The sequence below is a fragment of the Plantactinospora sp. ZYX-F-223 genome (assembly GCF_039649625.1).
Taxonomy (GTDB): Bacteria; Actinomycetota; Actinomycetes; order Mycobacteriales; family Micromonosporaceae; genus Plantactinospora.
This window is the reverse complement of the sequence record NZ_JBDJAV010000003.1, coordinates 196902-215788: the sequence shown is the minus strand read 5'-3', so window position 1 is coordinate 215788 and position 18887 is coordinate 196902. Positions and strand designations below refer to the sequence as shown.

The 18887-nt window shown below is 73.0% G+C and carries 14 protein-coding genes and 1 riboswitch; of the genes, 5 read left to right on the top strand and 9 right to left on the bottom strand.

What is annotated here, in order from left to right; genetic code table 11:
- Window positions 1–41 precede the first annotated feature (41 nt).
- Entirely contained in the window at window positions 42–2033 is a 1992-nt protein-coding gene (locus AAH979_RS04680; RefSeq protein ID WP_346256758.1) for a beta-galactosidase, read from the top strand.
- A 92-nt stretch (window positions 2034–2125) separates the two neighbouring features.
- On the opposite strand, the gene AAH979_RS04675 is transcribed toward AAH979_RS04680, so the two are convergent.
- From AAH979_RS04675 to AAH979_RS04660, 4 genes are all read right to left on the bottom strand, one after another.
- Complete coding sequence (locus tag AAH979_RS04675) at window positions 2126–3346, bottom strand: ROK family protein (RefSeq protein ID WP_346256757.1); 1221 nt, start codon at window positions 3344–3346, stop codon at window positions 2126–2128.
- A gap of 267 nt (window positions 3347–3613) precedes the next feature.
- Window positions 3614–4780 (bottom strand): AAA family ATPase, encoded by a 1167-nt coding sequence (locus AAH979_RS04670; RefSeq protein WP_346256756.1) that lies wholly within the window; start codon window positions 4778–4780, stop codon window positions 3614–3616.
- Between the two features lie 173 nt (window positions 4781–4953).
- Entirely contained in the window at window positions 4954–8718 is a 3765-nt protein-coding gene (locus AAH979_RS04665) for a CARDB domain-containing protein (RefSeq protein WP_346256755.1), read from the bottom strand.
- Window positions 8719–9129: 411 nt separating this feature from the next.
- Window positions 9130–10314, bottom strand: coding sequence for a serine hydrolase domain-containing protein (locus AAH979_RS04660; protein ID WP_346256754.1), 1185 nt, complete (start codon window positions 10312–10314; stop codon window positions 9130–9132).
- 371 nt (window positions 10315–10685) lie between these two features.
- On the opposite strand from AAH979_RS04660, the gene AAH979_RS04655 reads away from it, so the two are divergent.
- Both AAH979_RS04655 and AAH979_RS04650 read left to right on the top strand, forming a co-directional pair.
- The gene (locus tag AAH979_RS04655; RefSeq protein WP_346256753.1) at window positions 10686–11696 is read left to right on the top strand and encodes a DUF5954 family protein; all 1011 of its coding nucleotides are present in this window, start codon (window positions 10686–10688) and stop codon (window positions 11694–11696) included.
- Between the two features lie 52 nt (window positions 11697–11748).
- Window positions 11749–11895 carry a hypothetical protein gene (locus AAH979_RS04650; protein WP_346256752.1) on the top strand — a complete coding sequence of 49 codons (147 nt, stop codon included), beginning with the start codon at window positions 11749–11751 and terminating at the stop codon, window positions 11893–11895.
- A 254-nt stretch (window positions 11896–12149) separates the two neighbouring features.
- Here the strand turns inward: AAH979_RS04650 and AAH979_RS04645 are convergent, their stop codons facing one another.
- Both AAH979_RS04645 and AAH979_RS04640 read right to left on the bottom strand, forming a co-directional pair.
- The gene (locus tag AAH979_RS04645; protein WP_346256751.1) at window positions 12150–14471 is read right to left on the bottom strand and encodes a rhamnogalacturonan lyase; all 2322 of its coding nucleotides are present in this window, start codon (window positions 14469–14471) and stop codon (window positions 12150–12152) included.
- 137 nt (window positions 14472–14608) lie between these two features.
- Window positions 14609–14965 (bottom strand): DoxX family protein, encoded by a 357-nt coding sequence (locus tag AAH979_RS04640; protein WP_346256750.1) that lies wholly within the window; start codon window positions 14963–14965, stop codon window positions 14609–14611.
- 142 nt (window positions 14966–15107) lie between these two features.
- On the opposite strand from AAH979_RS04640, the gene AAH979_RS04635 reads away from it, so the two are divergent.
- Window positions 15108–16058, top strand: a complete 951-nt coding sequence (locus AAH979_RS04635; protein ID WP_346256749.1) for a sigma-70 family RNA polymerase sigma factor — start codon at window positions 15108–15110, stop codon at window positions 16056–16058.
- A 39-nt stretch (window positions 16059–16097) separates the two neighbouring features.
- Here the strand turns inward: AAH979_RS04635 and AAH979_RS04630 are convergent, their stop codons facing one another.
- Genes AAH979_RS04630 through AAH979_RS04620 form a run of 3 tightly spaced genes read right to left on the bottom strand, consistent with a single transcriptional unit; the run spans window position 16098 to window position 17732 of the window.
- The gene (locus AAH979_RS04630; RefSeq protein WP_346256748.1) at window positions 16098–16721 is read right to left on the bottom strand and encodes a histidine phosphatase family protein; all 624 of its coding nucleotides are present in this window, start codon (window positions 16719–16721) and stop codon (window positions 16098–16100) included.
- Entirely contained in the window at window positions 16718–17515 is a 798-nt protein-coding gene (locus tag AAH979_RS04625; RefSeq protein WP_346256747.1) for a CbtA family protein, read from the bottom strand. The genes AAH979_RS04630 and AAH979_RS04625 overlap by 4 nt, the downstream gene beginning before the upstream one ends.
- Window positions 17516–17528: 13 nt before the next feature.
- Complete coding sequence (locus AAH979_RS04620; protein ID WP_346256746.1) at window positions 17529–17732, bottom strand: CbtB domain-containing protein; 204 nt, start codon at window positions 17730–17732, stop codon at window positions 17529–17531.
- Window positions 17733–17788: 56 nt separating this feature from the next.
- A riboswitch (cobalamin riboswitch) is annotated at window positions 17789–17866 on the bottom strand.
- A gap of 266 nt (window positions 17867–18132) precedes the next feature.
- Between AAH979_RS04620 and AAH979_RS04615 the strand changes: the two genes are divergently transcribed.
- Window positions 18133–18879, top strand: coding sequence for a cobalt-precorrin-6A reductase (locus AAH979_RS04615; RefSeq protein WP_346256745.1), 747 nt, complete (start codon window positions 18133–18135; stop codon window positions 18877–18879).
- Window positions 18880–18887 lie beyond the last annotated feature (8 nt).

The window sequence follows — 18887 nt, the reverse complement described above, 5'->3', positions numbered from 1 at the left end:
GTCGGTTGACGCCCGGCTCGTCCAGGTCGGACGATCTGGTCATGGCCTTCGATCTCCCGGCCCTGCCCGGCCTCGCCTTCGGCGGCGACTACAACGCCGAGCAGTGGCCGGAACAGACATGGGCCGAGGACGTCCGGCTGATGAAACAGGCCCGGGTCGGCCTGGTCACCGTCGGGGTCTTCGGCTGGGCGATGTTGGAGACCGCACCGGGCCACTACGACTTCGACTGGCTCGACCGGCTGCTCGACCTGCTCGCCCGGCACGGCATCGCCGCCGACCTGGCCACCGCCACCGCCGCTCCGCCGCCGTGGTTCAGCCACGCCCACCCGGAGTCGCTGCCGGTCGGCCCGGACGGCAACCGGCTCTGGTACGGCAGCCGGCAGGCGTTCTGTCCCAGCTCACCGGCGTACCGGGCGGCGGCGGTGGCCCTGGTCGAACGGCTCGCCGCCCGCTACGCCGGCCACCCCGCGCTGGCGATGTGGCACGTCAACAACGAGTACGGCTGCCACGTCGCCCGCTGCTGGTGCGACACCTCGGCCGAGGCGTTCCGGACCTGGCTGCGCGACCGCTACGCCACCCTGGACGCGCTCAACACCGCCTGGGGCACCGCGTTCTGGTCGCAGCGCTACACCGACTGGGCGCAGATCCTGCCGCCCCGGCAGACCCCCAGCTTCACCAACCCCACCCAGCAGCTCGACTTCCACCGCTTCTCCTCCGCCGAACTGCTCGGCTGCTACCGGGCCGAACGCGCCGTACTGCGCCGGCTCAGTCCTGGCGTGCCGGTGACGACGAACTTCCTGGTCGACCGGTGGAGTGTGGACTTCTGGGCCTGGGCCGGCGAGGTCGACCTGGTCGCCATGGACCACTACCTGAGCGCCGACCGCGCCGACCCGTACGCCGACCTGGCGTTCATCGCCGACCTGGCCCGGTCGCTGGCCGGCGGCCGGCCGTGGGCGCTGATGGAGCACGCCACCAGCGCCGTGAACTGGCAACCGCGCAACCTCGCCAAGCCGCCCGGACGGCTGCGCCGGGACTCGCTCGCGCACGTCGCCCGGGGCGCCGACTCGGTGCTCTACTTCCAGTGGCGGGCCTCCCGGTCCGGCGCCGAGAAGTGGCACTCCGGAATGGTGCCGCACGCCGGTACCGACACCAAGGTGTGGCGCGAGGTGGTCGCGCTCGGCGCCGAACTCGACGAGCTGGCCGAGATCGTCGGCAGCGAGGTGGTGGCCGACGTCGCCGTACTGCTCGACTGGCCGAGCATCTGGGCGCAGCAGCACCCGAGCCAGCCGAGCGTGGACGCCGAACCGGTGGCGCTGCTCGAACAGTGGCACCGGGTGCTGCGTACCGCCACCGTCACCTGCGACTTCGCCCGGCCCGGCGGCGACCTGCGCCGGTACCGGCTGGTGCTGGTCCCGGCGCTGCACCTGGTCAGCGACGCCGACGCCGGCAACCTGACCCGGTACGTCGCCGACGGCGGCACCGTGCTGATCGGGCCGTACGCCGGTGCGGTCGACTCCGACGACCGGATCCGGCTCGGCGGGTACGGCGCCTGGGGCGAACTGCTCGGCGTGCGGGTCGAGGAGTTCTTCCCGCTCGACGCCGGGCAGCGGGTGCCGCTCGACGACGGCACCTTCGGTCGACTGTGGACGGAACTCGCCACGGCGGAGGCGGCGGAGGTGCTGCTGAGGTACGCCGGTGGACCGCTGGCCGGCGGGCCGGCGCTGACCCGCCGGCGGCACGGCCGGGGCAGCGCCTACTACCTCGGCACCCACCTGGCCGACGCCGACCTCGGGCGGTTGCTGACCGGGCTGGCCGCCGGGGCCGGCGTGGTGCCGGTGCTGGCCGCTCCGCCGCCCGGGATCGAGGCGGTCCGGCGCCGGCATCCCGACGGCCGCGGCTACACCTTCCTGGCCAACGACACCGACGACCCGGTCGAGGTGACCGTCGACGGCCGCGTGCTGCGCGGCGCCGACCCGCTGCCGGATGGCGTCCGGATCCCACCACGCGGCTTCGCCGTGCTCCGTACGGGCTGAGCGGCATCCCACCCTGCTGGTGGGTCTCCAGGCACTTGTCGTCGTCGACCCACGACGGGACCCCGACCCACCGGTACGGCGGGCGGAAGACGTCAGCGTTGCCGGATGAGGCCCCCGGCGGTGGTGCCGATGCCGGCGAGGAACCGTTTCAGGGCGAAGGTCGCCGCGCCGAGGCTGACCGGGTTGCCGGGGATCCGGCACAGCGTGATCTCGGTCGCGGCGAGCGGCCGGCTCAGCGCGTGCTGGGCCACCACCGCCCGGACCTCGGAGAGCAGCGCCTCGCCGAGCCGGGCGGCGACCCAGCTGCTGAGCACGATCACCTCCGGGTTGACCAGGTTGACCAGGTCGGCGACCGCGACGCCGAGATAGCGGGCGGTCTCGGTGACCACCTTGGCGGCCACCGGGTCTCCGGCGGCCACCCCGGCGGCGAGCGCCTCGATGGTCGCGGTCTGGTCCTCGGGGTGCAGCAGTGGACTGTTCGGCGCCAGGTCGCGCAGCGTCTGCATGATGCCGGGGGCGCCGACGTACGTCTCGACGCAGCCGCGACTGCCGCAGTGGCAGAGCCGCCCGTCGACCACCAGCGTGGTGTGCCCCCACTCCCCCGCGCTGTTGGTCGCGCCCCGGTAGAGCGCGCCGCCGAAGGCCAGCCCGGCGCCGACCCCGGTGCCGAGGTTGACCACCACCACGTCGTCGCGCCCCCGGCCGGCCCCGAACCACAGCTCGGCGACCACGCAGGCACGCAGCGGGTTGTCCAGATAGAGCGGCAGATCCAGCGAACCGGCCAGCAGGTTGCGCAGCGGTACGTCGTGCCAGTCCCAGTTCGGGGCGTACACCGAGACCCCGCCCTCGCGGTCGACCTGACCGGGCACGCTGACCCCGACCCCGAGCACCCGCTCCGGGTCGACGCCGGCCGAGGCGAACGCCGCGCCGACCGCCGAGGCGATGTGCGCCACCACCTGCTCGGGCCGGTTCTCCGTCGGGTGCAGTTCCTCCTCGACGCTGGCCAGCACTCCCAACCCGGCGTCGAAGAGGTCGACGTGCACGTACGTCTCGGCCACGTCGATGCCGACCAGCGCGCCGCCGGCCGGGTTGACCGAGACCACGCCCCGGGGCCGGCCGCCACCGGAGTCCTGGTAACCCACCTCGACCAGCAGCCCCAGCTCCAGCAGCTCACCGATCAGGTTCGCCGCGGTGGCGAGGCTGAGCCCCGTGTCGTGGGCGATCTGCTGCCGCGACACCATCGGCGCACCGATGATCCGTCGCAGCACCTCGAAGCGGTTGGCGATCCGGATGTCCCTGGAGGTGCGCTTCACGGCGAAACTCTAGACCCTTCGTGGCCGGCACCCGGCGGACCCCGGCCTACGGGTGACGCTCGTCGAACACATCGACTAACTCTTATGATAAGCGCACGACATAGTGGCCGCACCAGCCGGCGGCAAGGTCGGACCAGCGACCGCACCAGCCGGCGAGGTCGGACCGGGCGCGCACCGGACGGCGGTGCCGCTCCAGACGGCGGCGCCGCTGGGCACCCGGGGCGACGCGGCGGCCGGGAAGGCCCGCGAGGGTCAGAGGCCAACGCGCTATCGCTTCGGCCACTGCCAGGCCGGCTCGTCCAGGCGGCCCTGTCCGGCCACCCGGGTCTCGCCGAACTCCTTCACCAGCTCGACCGTGGTCAGCTCCGCCGCGTCGCGCTCCAGCGCGCCGGTCAGCGCCCGGGCGTGGCTGACCACCACCACCTGGGTACGCGCCGAGCCGGCCACGATCAGCCCGGCCAGCGGTCGCAACAGTTCGGGATGCAGGCTCGTCTCCGGCTCGTTGAGCACCAGCAGCGCCGGCGGGCGTGGACTGAGCAGCGCGGCGACCCAGAGCAGATACCGCAGCGTGCCGTCGGAGAGTTCGGCGGCGCCCAGCGGCCGCAGCAGGCCCGGCTGGCGCAGCCGCACCTCGAACCGGCCGGCCTCGATGCCGATCGCCAGCTCGCTGCCGGGAAACGCGGCGTCGACGGCGGATGCCAGCGCGTCGGGGTCACCGGTCTCCCGGATCGTCTGCAATGCGGCGGCCAGGTCCGCGCCGTCCGGACCGAGCACCGGGGTCCGGGTACCGACCTGCGGCTGCCGGGCCGGTGCGGCCGCGTCGGTACGCAGATGGTCGTAGAAACGCCAGGACCGGATCCGTTCGCGTACGGTGAGCAGCTCCGGGGCGTGCTGCGGATCGGTGTACTCGCTGAGCATGCTGTCGAACGGGTGCACCGCGTCCGGTACCGCCCGCCACGAGCGGCCGTCGCGGATCCGCAGCGCGGTACCGGAGCGCTCGGCCAGCAACGCCGACGGGCGCAGCAACGGCCCGGCCCAGACCGCCTCCCGCTTGATCTCCGGGTCCAACGTGAAGAGCGAGTTCTTCGACGGCGGGGGAAGCCCGAAGTCGACGGCGTACCCGAAATCGGCCCCGGCAAAGCCGAGGCGCAGGCTGATCGGGCCGCGCCGGACCGTGCCCTGCACCGGATGCTCGCCGGCCCGGACCGCCCGGCCGATCGTCTCCGGCCCCGCCCACAGCGTCGACGGCAGCCCGCCCTCCCGGGCCAGCGCCGCGACCGCCCCGTTGCGGGCCGAGTCGGCCAGCAGCCGCAACGCCCGGTACAGGCTCGACTTGCCGGTGCCGTTCGCCCCGGTCACCACCGTGAGCCGACCGAGCTGCACGACCAGGCTGCGCAGCGACCGGTAGTTCTGCACGGCCAGGGTGCTGATCACCCGCCCAGGTTACGGCGCGGCCGACCGGCCCGGAGCGCGGACGCGGACCCGCCGCCGGTCCGGTGGAACGCGACGCCCCGCGACGCCGACCGGCCACGGCCGGCACCCGGTGCTGGTACCCGGGAGCACGCCCGTGGCCGGTCAGGCCCGGTCCTGATGCCTCAAAAGAACGGTCAGTCGACGGCCGGTTTGCGCGGTTGCCGGACGGCCGACTGCCCACCGGTGATGGTGAAGCTCGACCCCGGCTCGACCACGATGTTGCCGGTGGCCGAGTTGGTGATGGTCACGTTCGACAGCGTCGCGCTGCCGCGTGCCCCGTTCATCGCCAGGATGCCGGCGCCGTTGTTGGACCGGTCGATCCGGACGTTACTGATCACGACGCCCGGCATGTTGCCGCCACCGGTCTTGAACTGGATACCGTCGTACGTCGAGTCGACGATCTCGGCGTCCCGGATGGTGACCCCGGTGATGTCCCGGGTCGCCGGGAACAGCGTGATCGCGCCGAACTTCTGCTGCTCGCCCCAGAAGGCGCCACCGGTGCGGTAGAGGCCGTTGTTGGCGATCAGCGTCTGCCCGGAGAACGGCAGCGGGTCGTGGTCGGTGGCCAGCATGATCCCCGGGTAGTTCATCGTGTCGTAGATCAGGTTGTTCTCGATCCGGTTGCCGTAGCCGCCGTAGACCGCGATGCCGTTGGCCCGCCACGGGAGCTGGATCGTGTTGTTGACGAAGGCGTTGTCGTGGCCGATGTCGACCGAGGTGTCCCGGACGTAGCGGCTGGCCCAGACCGCCAGGGCGTCGTCACCGGTGTTCCGGAACGACGAGTTGAAGACCCGCGAGTTCCGGGTGCCGTTGGTGAAGTTGATCCCGTCGGCGTACGTGTTGCGGATCCGCATCCCGGTGAACTCCAGCCCGTCGCCGGGTCCCCAGAGCGCCGGGATGTTGTCGTAGTCCCGGCCGACCCAGACCCCGACGTTGGCGTGCTCGATCCAGACGTTGCTGATCCGGGTGCCCTCGCCGAACCGGCCGTTGAGCCCGACGCCACCCTCGGCGCCGCCCGGCCCACCCCGGATCCGGCCCGAGCCGAAGATGGCGATGTCGGAGATCTGGGTGTTGGCGTCGATGTCGAAGCCGAAGTTGCCCTCGTGCGGGTGGTTGATCCCGCCCACTACCAGGTGCGGCTCGGTCAGCGTGTAGAGCTGCGAGTGCCACATCCCGGCGCCCCGGATCGTGACGTTGCTGATCCCTACCTGGTTCCACTGGCCCCGGTCCAGCGGGTCGTCGGTGAGGATCTTCTGCTCCTGGCGCCACTGCCCCGGCGGGATCCAGACACAGCCGATCACACCGTTCTGGTCGTCGGTGACCGCCCGCTGGATCGCGGCGGTGTCGTCGAGCCCGTCGTTCGGCACCGCGCCGTACTGGGTGATCGAGGTGCAGCCCGCCGGCTGGCTGGCGGCGGGGGCGACCTGCTCCAGGTCGACTAGGTCGATGATGTAGAACGCCGCCGTGTCACCGCTGTCCCGCTGGAGCCGGAACCGGGTACCGGCCGGGTACGACTGGGCCAGCAGCGCGTTCGCCTCGTCGAAGAGCCGCCGGGCGTCGCCGCCCGGGCTGTTCGACAGCCCCTCCGGGTCGTCGGTGTTGCCGTACAGCCAGCTGTGCCGGGAGGAGAGGGTCAGCTTGCGCAGGAAGGTGTCGTTGACGTACAGGCTGATGGTGGCCTCGATGCCGCCGCCGCCCGGTGCGTCCGGGATGGAGTTGCGCACCACGATCGAGTTCGCCGCGTTGGTCGAGGTGAACTCGACGAACTGGCCGGTGCTGTTCAGCCGGACCGACCTGCGCCCCGAGGACTCGGTGGCGAAGTTGGTGTGCCCGAAGGTGCGCAGCGGGTCGGCCTCCAGCAGGGTGCCCTGGTAACGGCCGGCCTCCGCCTCGTACGACACGTACGGCACGGCGGCACCGCGCCCGACGACGATCGACTGGGTGCGTACGTTGTTGCCCTCGTTCGTCTCCGCGACCACACCGGTCGCGTCCGCGGTGGCGGTGATGGTGGCCCCGCCGCTGGTGGCGGTCCAGCTACCGCTGATCGCCACGGTGCTGGTCGCACCCGCCGCGATCGACGGGGTGTTGGTGTTCAGCGTGGTGCCGCCGACAGTGACCCGGGTGACCGTGGTCGCGCCGGTCGCGGCGGTACCCCGGTTGTGCACCGACACCGTGAAGGTCACCGCGGCCCCGACCGCCGGGTTCGGCGGGTTCGAGGCGATGCCGGTCACCTGGAGGTCCGGGCCGGGGGCTTGGCCGACGACCAGCGGCGACGGTGCGGTGAAGCTGTTGTTGGCGTCGTTCTGCTCGACGATCGTGTTGGTCGGGTCGACCACCGCGACGACCGGGTAGCTGCCCATCGGCCGGGTACCGGCGCTCACCGTGACGGTGGCCGAGGCACCGGCGGCCAGTGCGGGCACCGGGGCGCTGCCGGCGACCGTGCCGCCGAGGCTGACGTTGACCGTGGTCGCGGCGGCCGCCGCCGAGCCGTTGTTGCGGACCGTGGCCGAGAGGGTGACCGGGGTGGTCTCGGTCGGCGCGGCCGGCGTCCAGGTGGCCGAGGTGACCACCAGGTCCGGGTTGGGCGCGGGCGTGCCGCAGACCTCCAGCTCGGCGACCTGGCCGGACGGGGCGCCGGTGTTGGAGTTGAACCGGAGCTGCACGTCCGCCGTGGTCGCGCTGACCGGGATCACCACCACGTTGCTGCCCTGCACGAACTGGTAGCTCGCCGCCGGCACCAGGCTGGTGTAGGTGGTCGCGGCCTGGTCTCGGCCGAGGACCTGGAAGTTCTGGGTACGGGTGCCCCAGGCCGGATCCGGGTTCAGCTTGACCTGCACCGCCGTGATCGCGTGGTTGGCGCCGAGCGCCACCGTCAGGGTCTGCGGATAGCTCGGTGCCCCCTCCCAGTACGTGCCGAGCGACCCGTCGACGGCGTTCGCCGGTACGAAGCTGAAGGTGGAACCGCTGGCGGTGACCGGCTTGCCCCGAGCGACGTTGGTGCAGCCGGGCGGCTGGGTACCGGTCCGGGTGACGGTGTTGCTGTTCCCGGAGAGGTTCCCCGCCACGTCCCGGGCCCGGACGAAGTACGACACGGTGGTGTCGGTCGGCTGGGTGTCGCTGAAGCTGGTCACGGCGCCGAGCGACGCCACCTGCGCGCCGTTGCGGTAGACGTTGTAGCCGGCCAGGCCGCTGCCGCCGGTGTTGTCGGTCGAGGCGCCCCAGTTCAGCGCGATCGTCGTGCCGGACTGGGTGTAGGAGAGGGTGCCGGGCACGCTCGGCGGGGTGGTGTCGGTGCCACCGCCGCCGTCCGGGCCGTAGACCTCCAGCTCGGAGACCTGGCCGGCCGGCCAGCCGCTGTTCGCGGTGATGGTGATCCGGACGTAGCGGGTGCTGCTCTGCCCGAAGGTGATCGTCACCGAGTTACCGTCGACCGCCGGGTTGAAGGTGTACGTCCGGGACGCGGCCAGGTCGCCGAAGGACGACCCGTTGATGCTGCCCTGCACGCTCAGCGTCTGGGTACGGGTGCCCCAGCCGGCGGTCGGCAGCTTCAGGACGACCCGGTTGACCGGGACCGCCGAGCCGAGGTCGACCTGGATCCACTCCGGAAAGGCATTGTTGACGCTCTCCCAGTAGCTGCCCTGGTTACCGTCAACGGCCCGGGACGAGTCGTAGACGTCGGCGTGGCCGCTGGCCTGGGTGGGGCGGCCCTGGGCGAGATTGACCTCGGCCAGGGCGGCGGCCAGGTCCGGCCGGCTGACCGGGTCGACCGCGACGGTCTGTTGGCGGTCGGGCTGTGCTGCGCCGGCCGCGTGCGCGGCGGGCACCCACAACCCCAGGGTGGCGATCACGGCGGCGGCGACCGTCGTCGCCGTCGCCGGGACCAGATCGGAGCGTCTCATCACTGTCCTTTTCGCTGAGGGACGGTTCCGCGCCGGTGGCGGGGGCCACGGTCGCGGCGGCGGGGGTAGGCGGCAGACCGGCCGTGCGCGGAATGGGGGGCGGCCGGATCGGTTGCCGGGGTCAGCGCGGTGGAAGTGGTGCCGGCCTCTCGGGACCGAGGAGCACCACCAGCGGGGCGGAGCAGCCTGTACGGAAGTTCCGCTTGGCAGTGGTGAACAGAGCATCAATCTGTTCTGTTTTTGCAGCAGGTTGGCCAAAGGTTACCGGCGTGCTATCGGCACGTCAACGCTTCCACCCCGATCGATGCCGCCTCGGCAGACCGGCCCTGGCCGGACACGCGGCAACCCGCCCCGTGACCGGTGGTCACGGGGCGGGTGGTCACGCCGGCTACCGGCGCGGTCGCGGCGCGGCTACCCCGCGCTGCCGCAGAGCGCGTCCGCCACGATTCCGTCCGCGCGGCGCAGCACGGCCAGCGCGGCCTCGTCCCCGGCCAACTGGGTGGTCAGGGAGAGCACGATCGCCCGCCGGCCGTCGGTGGTGACACCGTTGACGGTGCTCATCCCGGGCACGTCGCCGCCGTGGCTCCAGTAGCCGCCGCAGGCGTTCGGAGCCCACATGATGCCGAGCCCGTAGCGGGCGCCCGGCAGGAAGTCCTGGAAGGTCTCGGCGAGCACGGTACGCCGCATCTCGGCCAGTTGGGCCGGGGCGAGCAGCCGGCCCTGTTGCAGTGCCTGCCAGAACCGGACCAGGTCGGAGGGGGTACTGACCAGGTCGCCGGCCGTGTAGGCCATGGTGGTGTTGAACAGGGTGGTGTCGTCCAGCGGCCCGCCCGGCTCCCACTGCTGGTAGCCCCTGGCGTGCGGCCCGGGCAGGTGCGCCCGGTCCCCCGGCGTGGAGGTCTCGGTCAGCCGCAGCGGCCGCAGGATCCGGTCCCGCAGTTCGGCCGCCCAGCTCCGCCCGGTCACCCGCTCGATCAGCATCCCGGCCAGGATGTAGTTGGTGTTCGAGTAGTCCCAGCTCGTACCGGGAGCGAACATCGGCGGGTGCGCCATGGCGAGCGCCACCAGCTCCTCGGGCTCGTAGTGGTCGAACCGGTGCCGGGCGTACCCCTCGGCGGAGGAGAGACCGGGCAGGTCGCGGGTGTAGTTGTAGAGGCCGCTGGTGTGCTGCAGGAGCTGCCGGACGGTGATCCGCCGGCCGTCGTTGCCGTTGCCGGCCACCACACCGGGCAGCCAGCGGTCGACGGTGTCGTCGAGCCGGAGCCGCCCCTCGCCGACAAGTTGCAACACGAGCACCGCGGCGAAGGTCTTGGTGTTGCTCCCCATCCGGAAGTACCCGTCCCGGGGTACCGGCGCACCCGTGGCCAGGTCTGCGCTGCCGGCCCGGGCATAGCTGTCGCGTACGCCGTCCCGGGCCAGGCCCTGCACCCCGGTGATGCCGAGGGCGTGCAGGTCGGTCACACCGGTCCGCAACCACTGTTCACTGTGGACGGACGCCGAGGCGGGCGCCGCCGGCGCCGCGGCGACGCCGAGCATCGCGGCCACCAGCGTGCTGACCACCAAGCGCCGGGCACCTCGACTGAGCTTTCTGGACATGTCGGTCTCCTCCCCGTTCGACCCGCTGGGATGAGCCTACGAAGTCGGTCGATGCGCTACATCCGTGTTCCCCCCGAAGGGATGTCCCCGGCCTCGGCCGGGTGACCGGGCACACTCCGCGTAGAGCGTCCTAGGACAATTTCGGCCGCCGTCGGCAGTAGTTTCAGACAGGCGGCCAGATCGCCACCGGCGTCCCGCCGTCCTGGCGCAGCCGGGCGGTGCCGGGCGCGGTGCCGGAAAACCCGTCCGTACAGGCCCTCCGCCCGCCCTGTCGGCGGCCGCGCTTCCCACGCGTCGGCGCTGGTATCTGTACCAACATTGCCCGGGTGCGGAGGGCTGCGCATCGCATATGACCGGGGCACACTGCGTGCATGACTCATCACGGTAGGCAGGTGCCGGATCATCTGCTGATCCGGATAGCGCAACGGAACGATCCGGTGTCGGCGGTCTCCGAGGACGACGCCCGGCGCCGGTCGCTCGCCTATCCGAAGTTGATGTGGGGCGCACCGGTCTTCGGCTACGCCGAGGAGGTGGCGGGCCGGTGGCGGATCCTCAGCCTCAGCGGCGACCAGCCACAGGGCAGCCGGGACGCCCTCGGCTCGTACTTCCGGCGGTTGCTGAGCGAGACACCGCAGGACCCCGGGCACGCGGCCGAACGGCGGGAGTACCAGGAGGCGATCCGGCTGCTCGACTGGGAGGTGGTCGACGACCTCACCGTGCACGACCGCCGATACCGGATCATCCGCGCCCAGCCGTTCATCCGGATGGGACCGGACGGACCCGAACCACCCCGGCCCACCGACCCGGACCCGTACCCGCCGGGCAAGACGCGCGGCGTGCGGTGCCAGGAGGAGGGCTTCGTCATCGACCCGGCCGCGAGCACCGGTCTCGCCGACGGCCTGTTGCGGATCGAGATGGTCCCCGCGTACTACAAGGCCGGCATCGTCCCCGACGACGTCCGGGGCGACTCCCGCCGGGCGCTGGCCACCCATCCGAACGTGGTGCTGCTGCCGGTCGGCTTCACCATCGGCGAGTACGTGCACGGGAGCTGGCAACCCCGGTCGTTCACCACGTACCCGACGCCGCAGGCCGCCCGCGACTCGGCGGCCTTCCGGTTCAGTGACATCGTGCCGCACGAGGACGCGTCGCTGGAGGAGATCCGGGCCGCGTACACCCGGGCGCTGGAGGAGTTCGAGGCTCCCCGTACGGACGAGTTCGAGATCCGGGGGGTGCGCTGCCGGGTGACCCGGGTGGAGCGGTTCGTCCGGGTCGGCCCGGACGGCCCGGAGGGCCCCCGCCCCTCGGACTGGGATCCGGAGCCGCCGCCGGAGCTGCACTGCCAGCAACTGCGTGAGCAGGGGCTGCTACCCGACCCGGACTGAGTCGGCCGAAATCCGCCAGCGCCGGCCGGCGGCTCCGCTGAGGCATGGACGGGTGATCGACAAGAGCGGCTCCCCGCTGGGCAACGCCGCGTTCCGGAGGGTGTGGATCGGGGCCACCGTGTCGGCGGCCGGGGACGCGGCAAGCTGGGTCGTGCTGGTCGGGTACGCGCTGGGTGCGGCGCACGGCAGCGTACGGTGACCGCCCAGTTGCCGGCCCGGGCGGGTGTCGGGGCGAGCAGCAGGGTGCCGGCCAGCCCGACCAGGGTCGTGGCGACGGCGGCGAGCATGCGGCGGGTCGCATCGTTGACCACCTCCACCGGGGACGAGCCGCGCCCCCGGCACCTGGTTCCCCGGCCCCGGCGCTGGTCCGGGGTTTGCCGGGAACGGCGGGACCCGGCGCTCCGGGTGGAGCGCCGGGTTCCGTCCCGGGCCGGCCGGGTGGACCGCCGCCGCTCAGCGTCCCGGCAGCGGCACCCGGGACCAGTTGATGTCCGAGCCGAGATAGAAGCTCGGGTACGACGGCTGGTTGTAGGTCGTCTGCTGCCGGGCCACCTCGACCCGGTACTGCGGATCGTGCATCAGCGTGTAGAGCTTGCGGTCGGTCAGCTCGGTACTCAGGTAGATCCGGATCGCCGAACTGTCCACGGTGCGGGTCAGCAACTCCTCGCGCCAGTCGCCGAGGACGTCGGCGACCAGTCCCGGGTTGCCCTTCGTCCCGTTGTTGGTCCGGGTGCCTTCGGCGGTGAGCAGCCGGCCCCGCTGCCAGTCGTCGATGCTCGGGGTCACCTCACCCGCGCCGTTGACGATCTGGGTGGTCATGTCGGCCGCCCACCGGATGCTCTGGTTGGTGCCGGGGATCACGGTGCCGAGCAGGTCCCCGTCGGCGGTACGCAGCCCCGGCCCGTCCGGCTGGCCGCCGACGACCGTCGCCCAGGTCTCCAGGCCCGGCTCGGCGGGGACGACGTCGCCGACCATGCCACGCCCGGTGTCCACCCCGGTGTAGCCGCCGTAGATCACCTCGCCGGTGCGGGCGTCCCGCAGCGCGTAGCCGTACGGCGCACCGGTCGCGCCCTCGTGCACCATGAAGATCTCCAGCCCGGGGCGGGCCGGGTCGATGTCGGTGACGTGCATGGCGTCGCCGTGCCCGACCTTCGCCCGCGCACCCGGGTTGGCGCTGCCGGGCGGCAGGACGCCGTAGGAGCTGTAGAGCAGGCTGCCGTCGTGGTCGATGGTGGCACCGCCGTAGACGACCTCCTGCTTGCCGTCCGCGTCCACGTCGGCGACGCTGAGCGAGTGCGCACCCTGGGTGGTCAGGGTGCCGTACTCCGGGTCGGTGCCCTCCCGGCCGTGTGGGCTGTCGTTGAACGGGTTCGTCATCGGCACCCAACCGCTGTCGACGTACCAGTCCTCGCGCAGCCGCCGGCCGTCCCAGCGGTAGGCGACCAGCGTGGCCCGGGTGTAGTAGCCCCGGGCGAAGATCGCCGACGGGTGCCGGCCGTCCAGATAGGCGACCCCGGCGAGGAACCGGTCGACCCGGTTGCCCGGCTCGATCCGGCTCATCGCGTAGTCGCCCCACATCAGCCCGTCGTCGTGCCGGCCGGGCTTGTAGTGCACGGTCTGCAACTCGCGGCCGGTGGCGCCGTCGAAGACGGTCAGGTATTCCGGCCCGTCCACGATGAAGCCCTGGAACGCCCGCAGCGCGTTGCGGGTACTCCGGGCCGGGGCGTAGACGTCGACGAAGTGGTCGACCAGCGCCTCGGCGTCGGCCCGGGACAGTGGATAGGTGTACGTCGGGGCGATGCCGAAGGCCTGTTCCAGGGTCGCCGGCCAGCGCCCGGCCACCACCTCCGGGTGCCGGTGCCAGCCGAGGAAGAGGTCGACGAGCTTCTGCCGGTACGTCTCCGGGCTCAGCCGGTAGTCGTCGGTGTGCGCGTAGCCGGCCCGAACGTCCTCGCGGGGCATCGTGACGTACCGCTCGGAGACGACCCGGCCGCTCCGGTCGTACCGGGTGACCTTGGTGCCGGGGGCGGTCTTGAGCATCATCTCCGCGCGGTTGTCGCCGTCGAAGTCGTAGACCAGGAACTGCGTGTAGTGCGCCCCGGCCCGGATGTTGACGCCGAGCGAGACCCGGTGCAGCAGGGTGCCGTCGAGTTCGTAGGTGTCGAGGTAGACCTCCCCGGTGTAACCGACCTGGGAGACGTCCTTGGAGTTCGACGGGTCCCACTTGACGACGTACTCGTACTGCCCGTCGCCGTCGACGTCGCCGACGCTCAGGTCGGACGCCGAGTAGGTGTACGCCTCACCGGTCGGGGTCACCCCGTCGGCCGGCTTGCGCAACGGCAGGTCGCGGTGGCCGTCGGCCCACGCCGTCACCGGGGCGCCCCGGGCGCCGGTCCGGCCCCGGACCACCGCCGCGACCTGGTAGGCGGCGGTGGCGGTGCCGGCCCGGTCGAGATAGTTGGTGCTGTCGGTGACGGTGCCGATCCGTCGCCCGTCCCGGTAGACGGCGAAGTCGGCCCCGGTCAGGCCGGTGCGCCCCCGTCCGGTCGCCTCGGCGCCGAGCAGCCGCCAGCTCAGGAACACCCCGTCGGCGGTGGCGACCGCGACGAGCCCGCGGTCGAGGCGTTCGAGGCGGGGTCCGTGCTCTCCGGCGCCGCCCGGCTGGGCGGCGACCGCCGTCGGAGCGCCGACCAGCAACGCGGTCACCGAGAGGCCCGCGACGAGCGCCCGCGACAGTACGGCGACCGGCCGGCCTCGCCTGGTTCGAAATCTCATGGGTCTCCAATGTGGGTACGACCCGATCCACCGGGTGGGACGATCTGCGACCGGGCTGAAACGATACAATCCACTGAGAATTCTGGATCCCCGGCAGGCTTGTCAAGGCGGTCGCCCCGTCCCGGGCGGCGGTACGGTCACCGCGCGACGGCGACCTCCAGCACCAGGCAGGCGACGGCGAGCGCCAGGAAGCCGCCGGCGTAGCCCAGCGTGCGGAAGACCCGGGCCCGCAGGTGCACGGTCACCGCTCCGACGAAGAAGAGCACCAGGCCGATCGCGGCGGCGAGCCCGACCACCGGCACCCCGAGCAGGCCGAGCAGCAGGCCGGCCGCTCCGGCGGCCTTGAGTGCGGCGAGCGGCGGCAGCCAGGACGGTGGCACGCCCACCGCGGCGGAGTTGGCGAGCACGAACTCGGTCCGGGCCAGGTCGGCGGCGGCGCTCCAGGCGCAGGCCACAATGGTCAGGACGGCCACCACGACGTACGCGGTCAGCACCGCGCACCTCCGGCCGGCCGGCCCGGGCGGATGACACGGGGCATCGTCGGTACTCTCACAGGGTCGCTCTCCTCGGCTCGACGGGTACGGTCGTCTCGGGCTGGTCACCCCCATGACGTCTGATGCCTGGAGAAGGTGACCCGTGAGCGCCGACCAATTTCTCGCCGGCCAATCCCTCGCCGACCGGTTCGCCCGCGACCGGCAACACCTGCGGGCGGTCGCCTACCGCCTGCTCGGTTCGCTGTCCGACGCGGAGGACGCCGTGCAGCAGGCATGGCTGAAGGCCAGCCAGGCCGACCTGCGTGAGGTGCGCAACCCGACCGGCTGGCTGACCACCGTCACCGCCCGGGAGTGCCTGGACATGCTGCGCGCCCGGCGCCGCCGGGCCGAGGTCGCCCTCCCCGAGCCGGAGTTGCCGGACACGACTCCGGTGGCCTCCCCGGCCCGGACGGCGGAGGAGGAGGTGCTGCTCGCCGAGTCGGTCGGGCTGGCGCTGCTGGTCGTGCTGGACCGGCTCTCACCGGCGCAGCGGGTCGCCTTCGTGCTGCACGACCTCTTCTCGGTACCGTTCGAGGAGGTGGGTCGGGTGCTGGACCGCTCACCGGTGGCGGCGAAGAAGCTCGCCAGTCGGGCCCGGGACCGGGTGCACGGCCCCGCCCCGCAGCAGCGGCGGCTCGCCGCCCGGCATCTTCCGCTCGTGGCGGCCTTCCTCGCCGCGTCCCGGGGCGGTGACCTGGAGACCCTGCTCGACCTGCTGGCACCCGACGTCGTACGCCGGGCCGATCCGGTGCTGCTGCCCGCCGGAATGCCGACCGACCTGCGCGGGGCTCAGGCAGTGGCCGAGGAGACCCGGCACTTCGCCGCCCGGGCCCGGATGGGCGGCACCGCCTGGGTCGACGGCAACCCGGGGATAGTGATCGCCCCGCGCGGTCGGCTGATGGCGGCGCTGCGCCTCACCGTCGAGGCGGGGCGGATCCGCACCATCGAGGTGATCGGCGACCGGGACCGGCTCGACGGGCTGGCCATCGCGGTAGCCGGTGGTGCCGACCGGTCGCGGGAACACACCTGCACGACCGTCTCCCCATCTCGTTGACGCGTGAAATATACCTGGGGGACCAGGTCCGCCCGCCGGCTATTCCGGGTCGGCGCCGTCAGCCTCGGCGGCGTGGGGCGGGGCGCCAATCCGGAGCTGCCAGCCCGGTCCGCGCCCGGTCAGCCGGACCACCGCCAGCGGCGCCACATCCAGCCGCCAGAAGGTGGCGGCCGGCAGTCGCAGCGCCCGGACCAGCGCGGCCCGGACCACCACCGGATGGGTGACGGCGACGATCCGCCCACCCCGGTCGCGCTGCCCGGTCAGCCATCGGTCGACCCGGTCGAGCAGCGCCTCGACGGACTCGCCGCCGTGCGGGGCGACGTCCGGCATACCGAGCCAGTCCCGCAGCCCGTCGGGCTCCCGGGCGCCGACCTCGGCCAGCGGCACCCCGGTCCACCGGCCGTAGTCGCAGTCGGCCAGCGCGGGCACGGCGGTGGGCCGCAGGCCGAGCGCGTACGCGGTCTGCCGGCCCGCCTCGGCGGGAGTACTGAAGCAGGCGTCGATCCGGCCGAACGGCCCGCGCCGACCCGGCCCGGTGCGGGCCAGCGCGCGGGCCGCCGCCAGGCCGGCGGGATCCAGGCTGTCGTCGCCACCGCCGAACACCGCCCGCCGCAGCGCGGCGGTGTGGGCGTGCGCGACCAGGTGCAGGCTGGTCGGGCTCACCGTCCGGCCGGGGCCTCGGCACCGTCCGGCGTCTCGGCGGACCGCTCGGATCCACTGTCGACGGACGGCTGCCGGTCCCGGCCCCGCCAGCCGAGCAGCACGGCGAAGAACAGGCCGATCCCGGTCCAGAGCACCACCTGGGTGCCCAGGGAGGCGAGCCGGAACTCCCACAGCAGGGTCGCCGGGAAGTCGTCCGGCACCTCCGCGAACGACGGCAGCACGGTGTAGGCGACCATCGTGACCAGCAGAAACGCGCCGAACCCCGCTGCGGCCCGCAGTGCCTCCGAGCCATGCGGGGATATCGAGCGGTGTGCCAGGGCCCCGGCCCAGACGGCCACCAGGCCGAGCAGCACCAGCAGCAGGTAGCTGCCGGTCCGCTGGTCGATGGTGTCCGGGTTGCCGACCGCCGGCGGGTTCGCCGGATACTTGCCGAACGGTACGACGACCGCGCCGAGCAGCGCCGCGCCGGCCAGCAGCAGCGCCGCCCGGCCGTCGTCGGAGGTGCGGAGTCGACGGCGTAGCAGGACGTACCCGGTGGCGAGCAGGCCGCCCATCGCGGCGCCGAACAGCCCGGTGGCCAGGAACAGCCCGGCGCGCTGACCGTCGCGACCGACCAGTTCCTCGGTGTGGTGGTCGGCCCCGACCTCGGGTGCGGAGTGGGTCGCCTGTTCCTCGATCGCGATCGCGGCGTCGATCCGCGGCTCGCCGACCAGGTAGGCGAAGGTCCCGGCGATCAGACCGGCGACCAGGCCTGCGAGCAGGCCACGCAGCAGTACGGACAGGAACGTCGGCACGGCGGGACGTCGATCAGTGGCAGGGTACGCCGAGCAGGTGCCGGCCGTCGTGCATCAGCTCGTGCAGGTACGTGCCGCTGCGCGAGACGGCCCCCTGGTCGAACGCGACCAGGTAGGTCAGCAGGGCGAGCAGGGCCACGACGGCGAGGGCCGTCCACAGTAGCCGGGCGGAGACGACCGGGTGACTGAGCGGACGGGCCGGGACAGGGCTGGACATGCGCGTGAGACCTCCTCGGGGATGACGCGTCCCCATCGACAGGCTGCGACGACCGAGCGTCCTGGCTCGCGGGCCCCGACCGGGGTCGGGACCGCTCACAGTGGCGCGACCGCGCCGGACTTTCACCGGCTTCCCTCGTACCGCCGCAGATGGCCAGTCGACCGTAGCCGGGCGGTACCTGCCGGTCAACCGGGACACCGGTCGGGCGGCGGGGGCCGGGACCGGCCCGGTACGCCGCACCGCCGGGTCCACCGGCCGGGGAACCCGCTCCGGCGACCGGCACGGAGCGTGCTCCGGCGACCGGCGGGTGGCGGGTCGGTGCCGGCCACTCGGGTGTCGGAGGTCACCACCCGACGACCGCCGGGTTGTCCCGGCCGGAGCCGGCCGTTACGGTCGCGCCGTGACGACCCGGGTGCTGCTGCTCGGCGGCACCGCCGAGGCGCGGGAACTGGCCGCCGCACTGGTCGGGCGTCCCGACACCGTGGTGGTCTCCTCGCTGGCCGGCCGGGTCGCCGATCCCCGGCTGCCGGTCGGCGAGGTGCGGATCGGCGGGTTCGGCGGACCGGCCGGACTCACCCGTTGGCTGGCCGAGCACCGGGTCGACGTGCTCGTCGACGCCACACACCCGTACGCGGCGCGGATCAGGTCGTCGGCGGTCCGGGCGGCCGAGGCGACCGGAGTACCGTACCTGCGGTTGGAGCGTCCCGGCTGGACGGCGGGTCCCGGGGACCGGTGGCACCGGGTGCCCGATCTCGCCGCCGCCGCCGAGCTGGTGCCCCGGTTGGGCCGCCGGGCCTTCGTCACCACCGGCCGGCAGGGACTGGGCGCGTTCCTGCACCTGACCGGCACCTGGCTGCTGGTCCGGGTGGTCGACGAGCCGACGATCCCGTTGCCGGAGAACGTGACGGTGCTGCGCGACCGTGGGCCGTACCAGGTGGCGACCGAGCGGGAACTGCTGACGGCGCACCGGATCGACGTGCTGGTCAGCAAGGACAGCGGTGGGAGGTACACGATGGCGAAGCTGGTCGCCGCCCGCGAGCTGGGGCTGCCGGTGGTGCTGGTGGAGCGACCGGCGCCGATCACCCTGCCGGCGACGGCCACCGAGGTGGCCGGGGCGCTGGCCTGGCTGGAGACCGCGCTGCCGTGAGGCTGGGC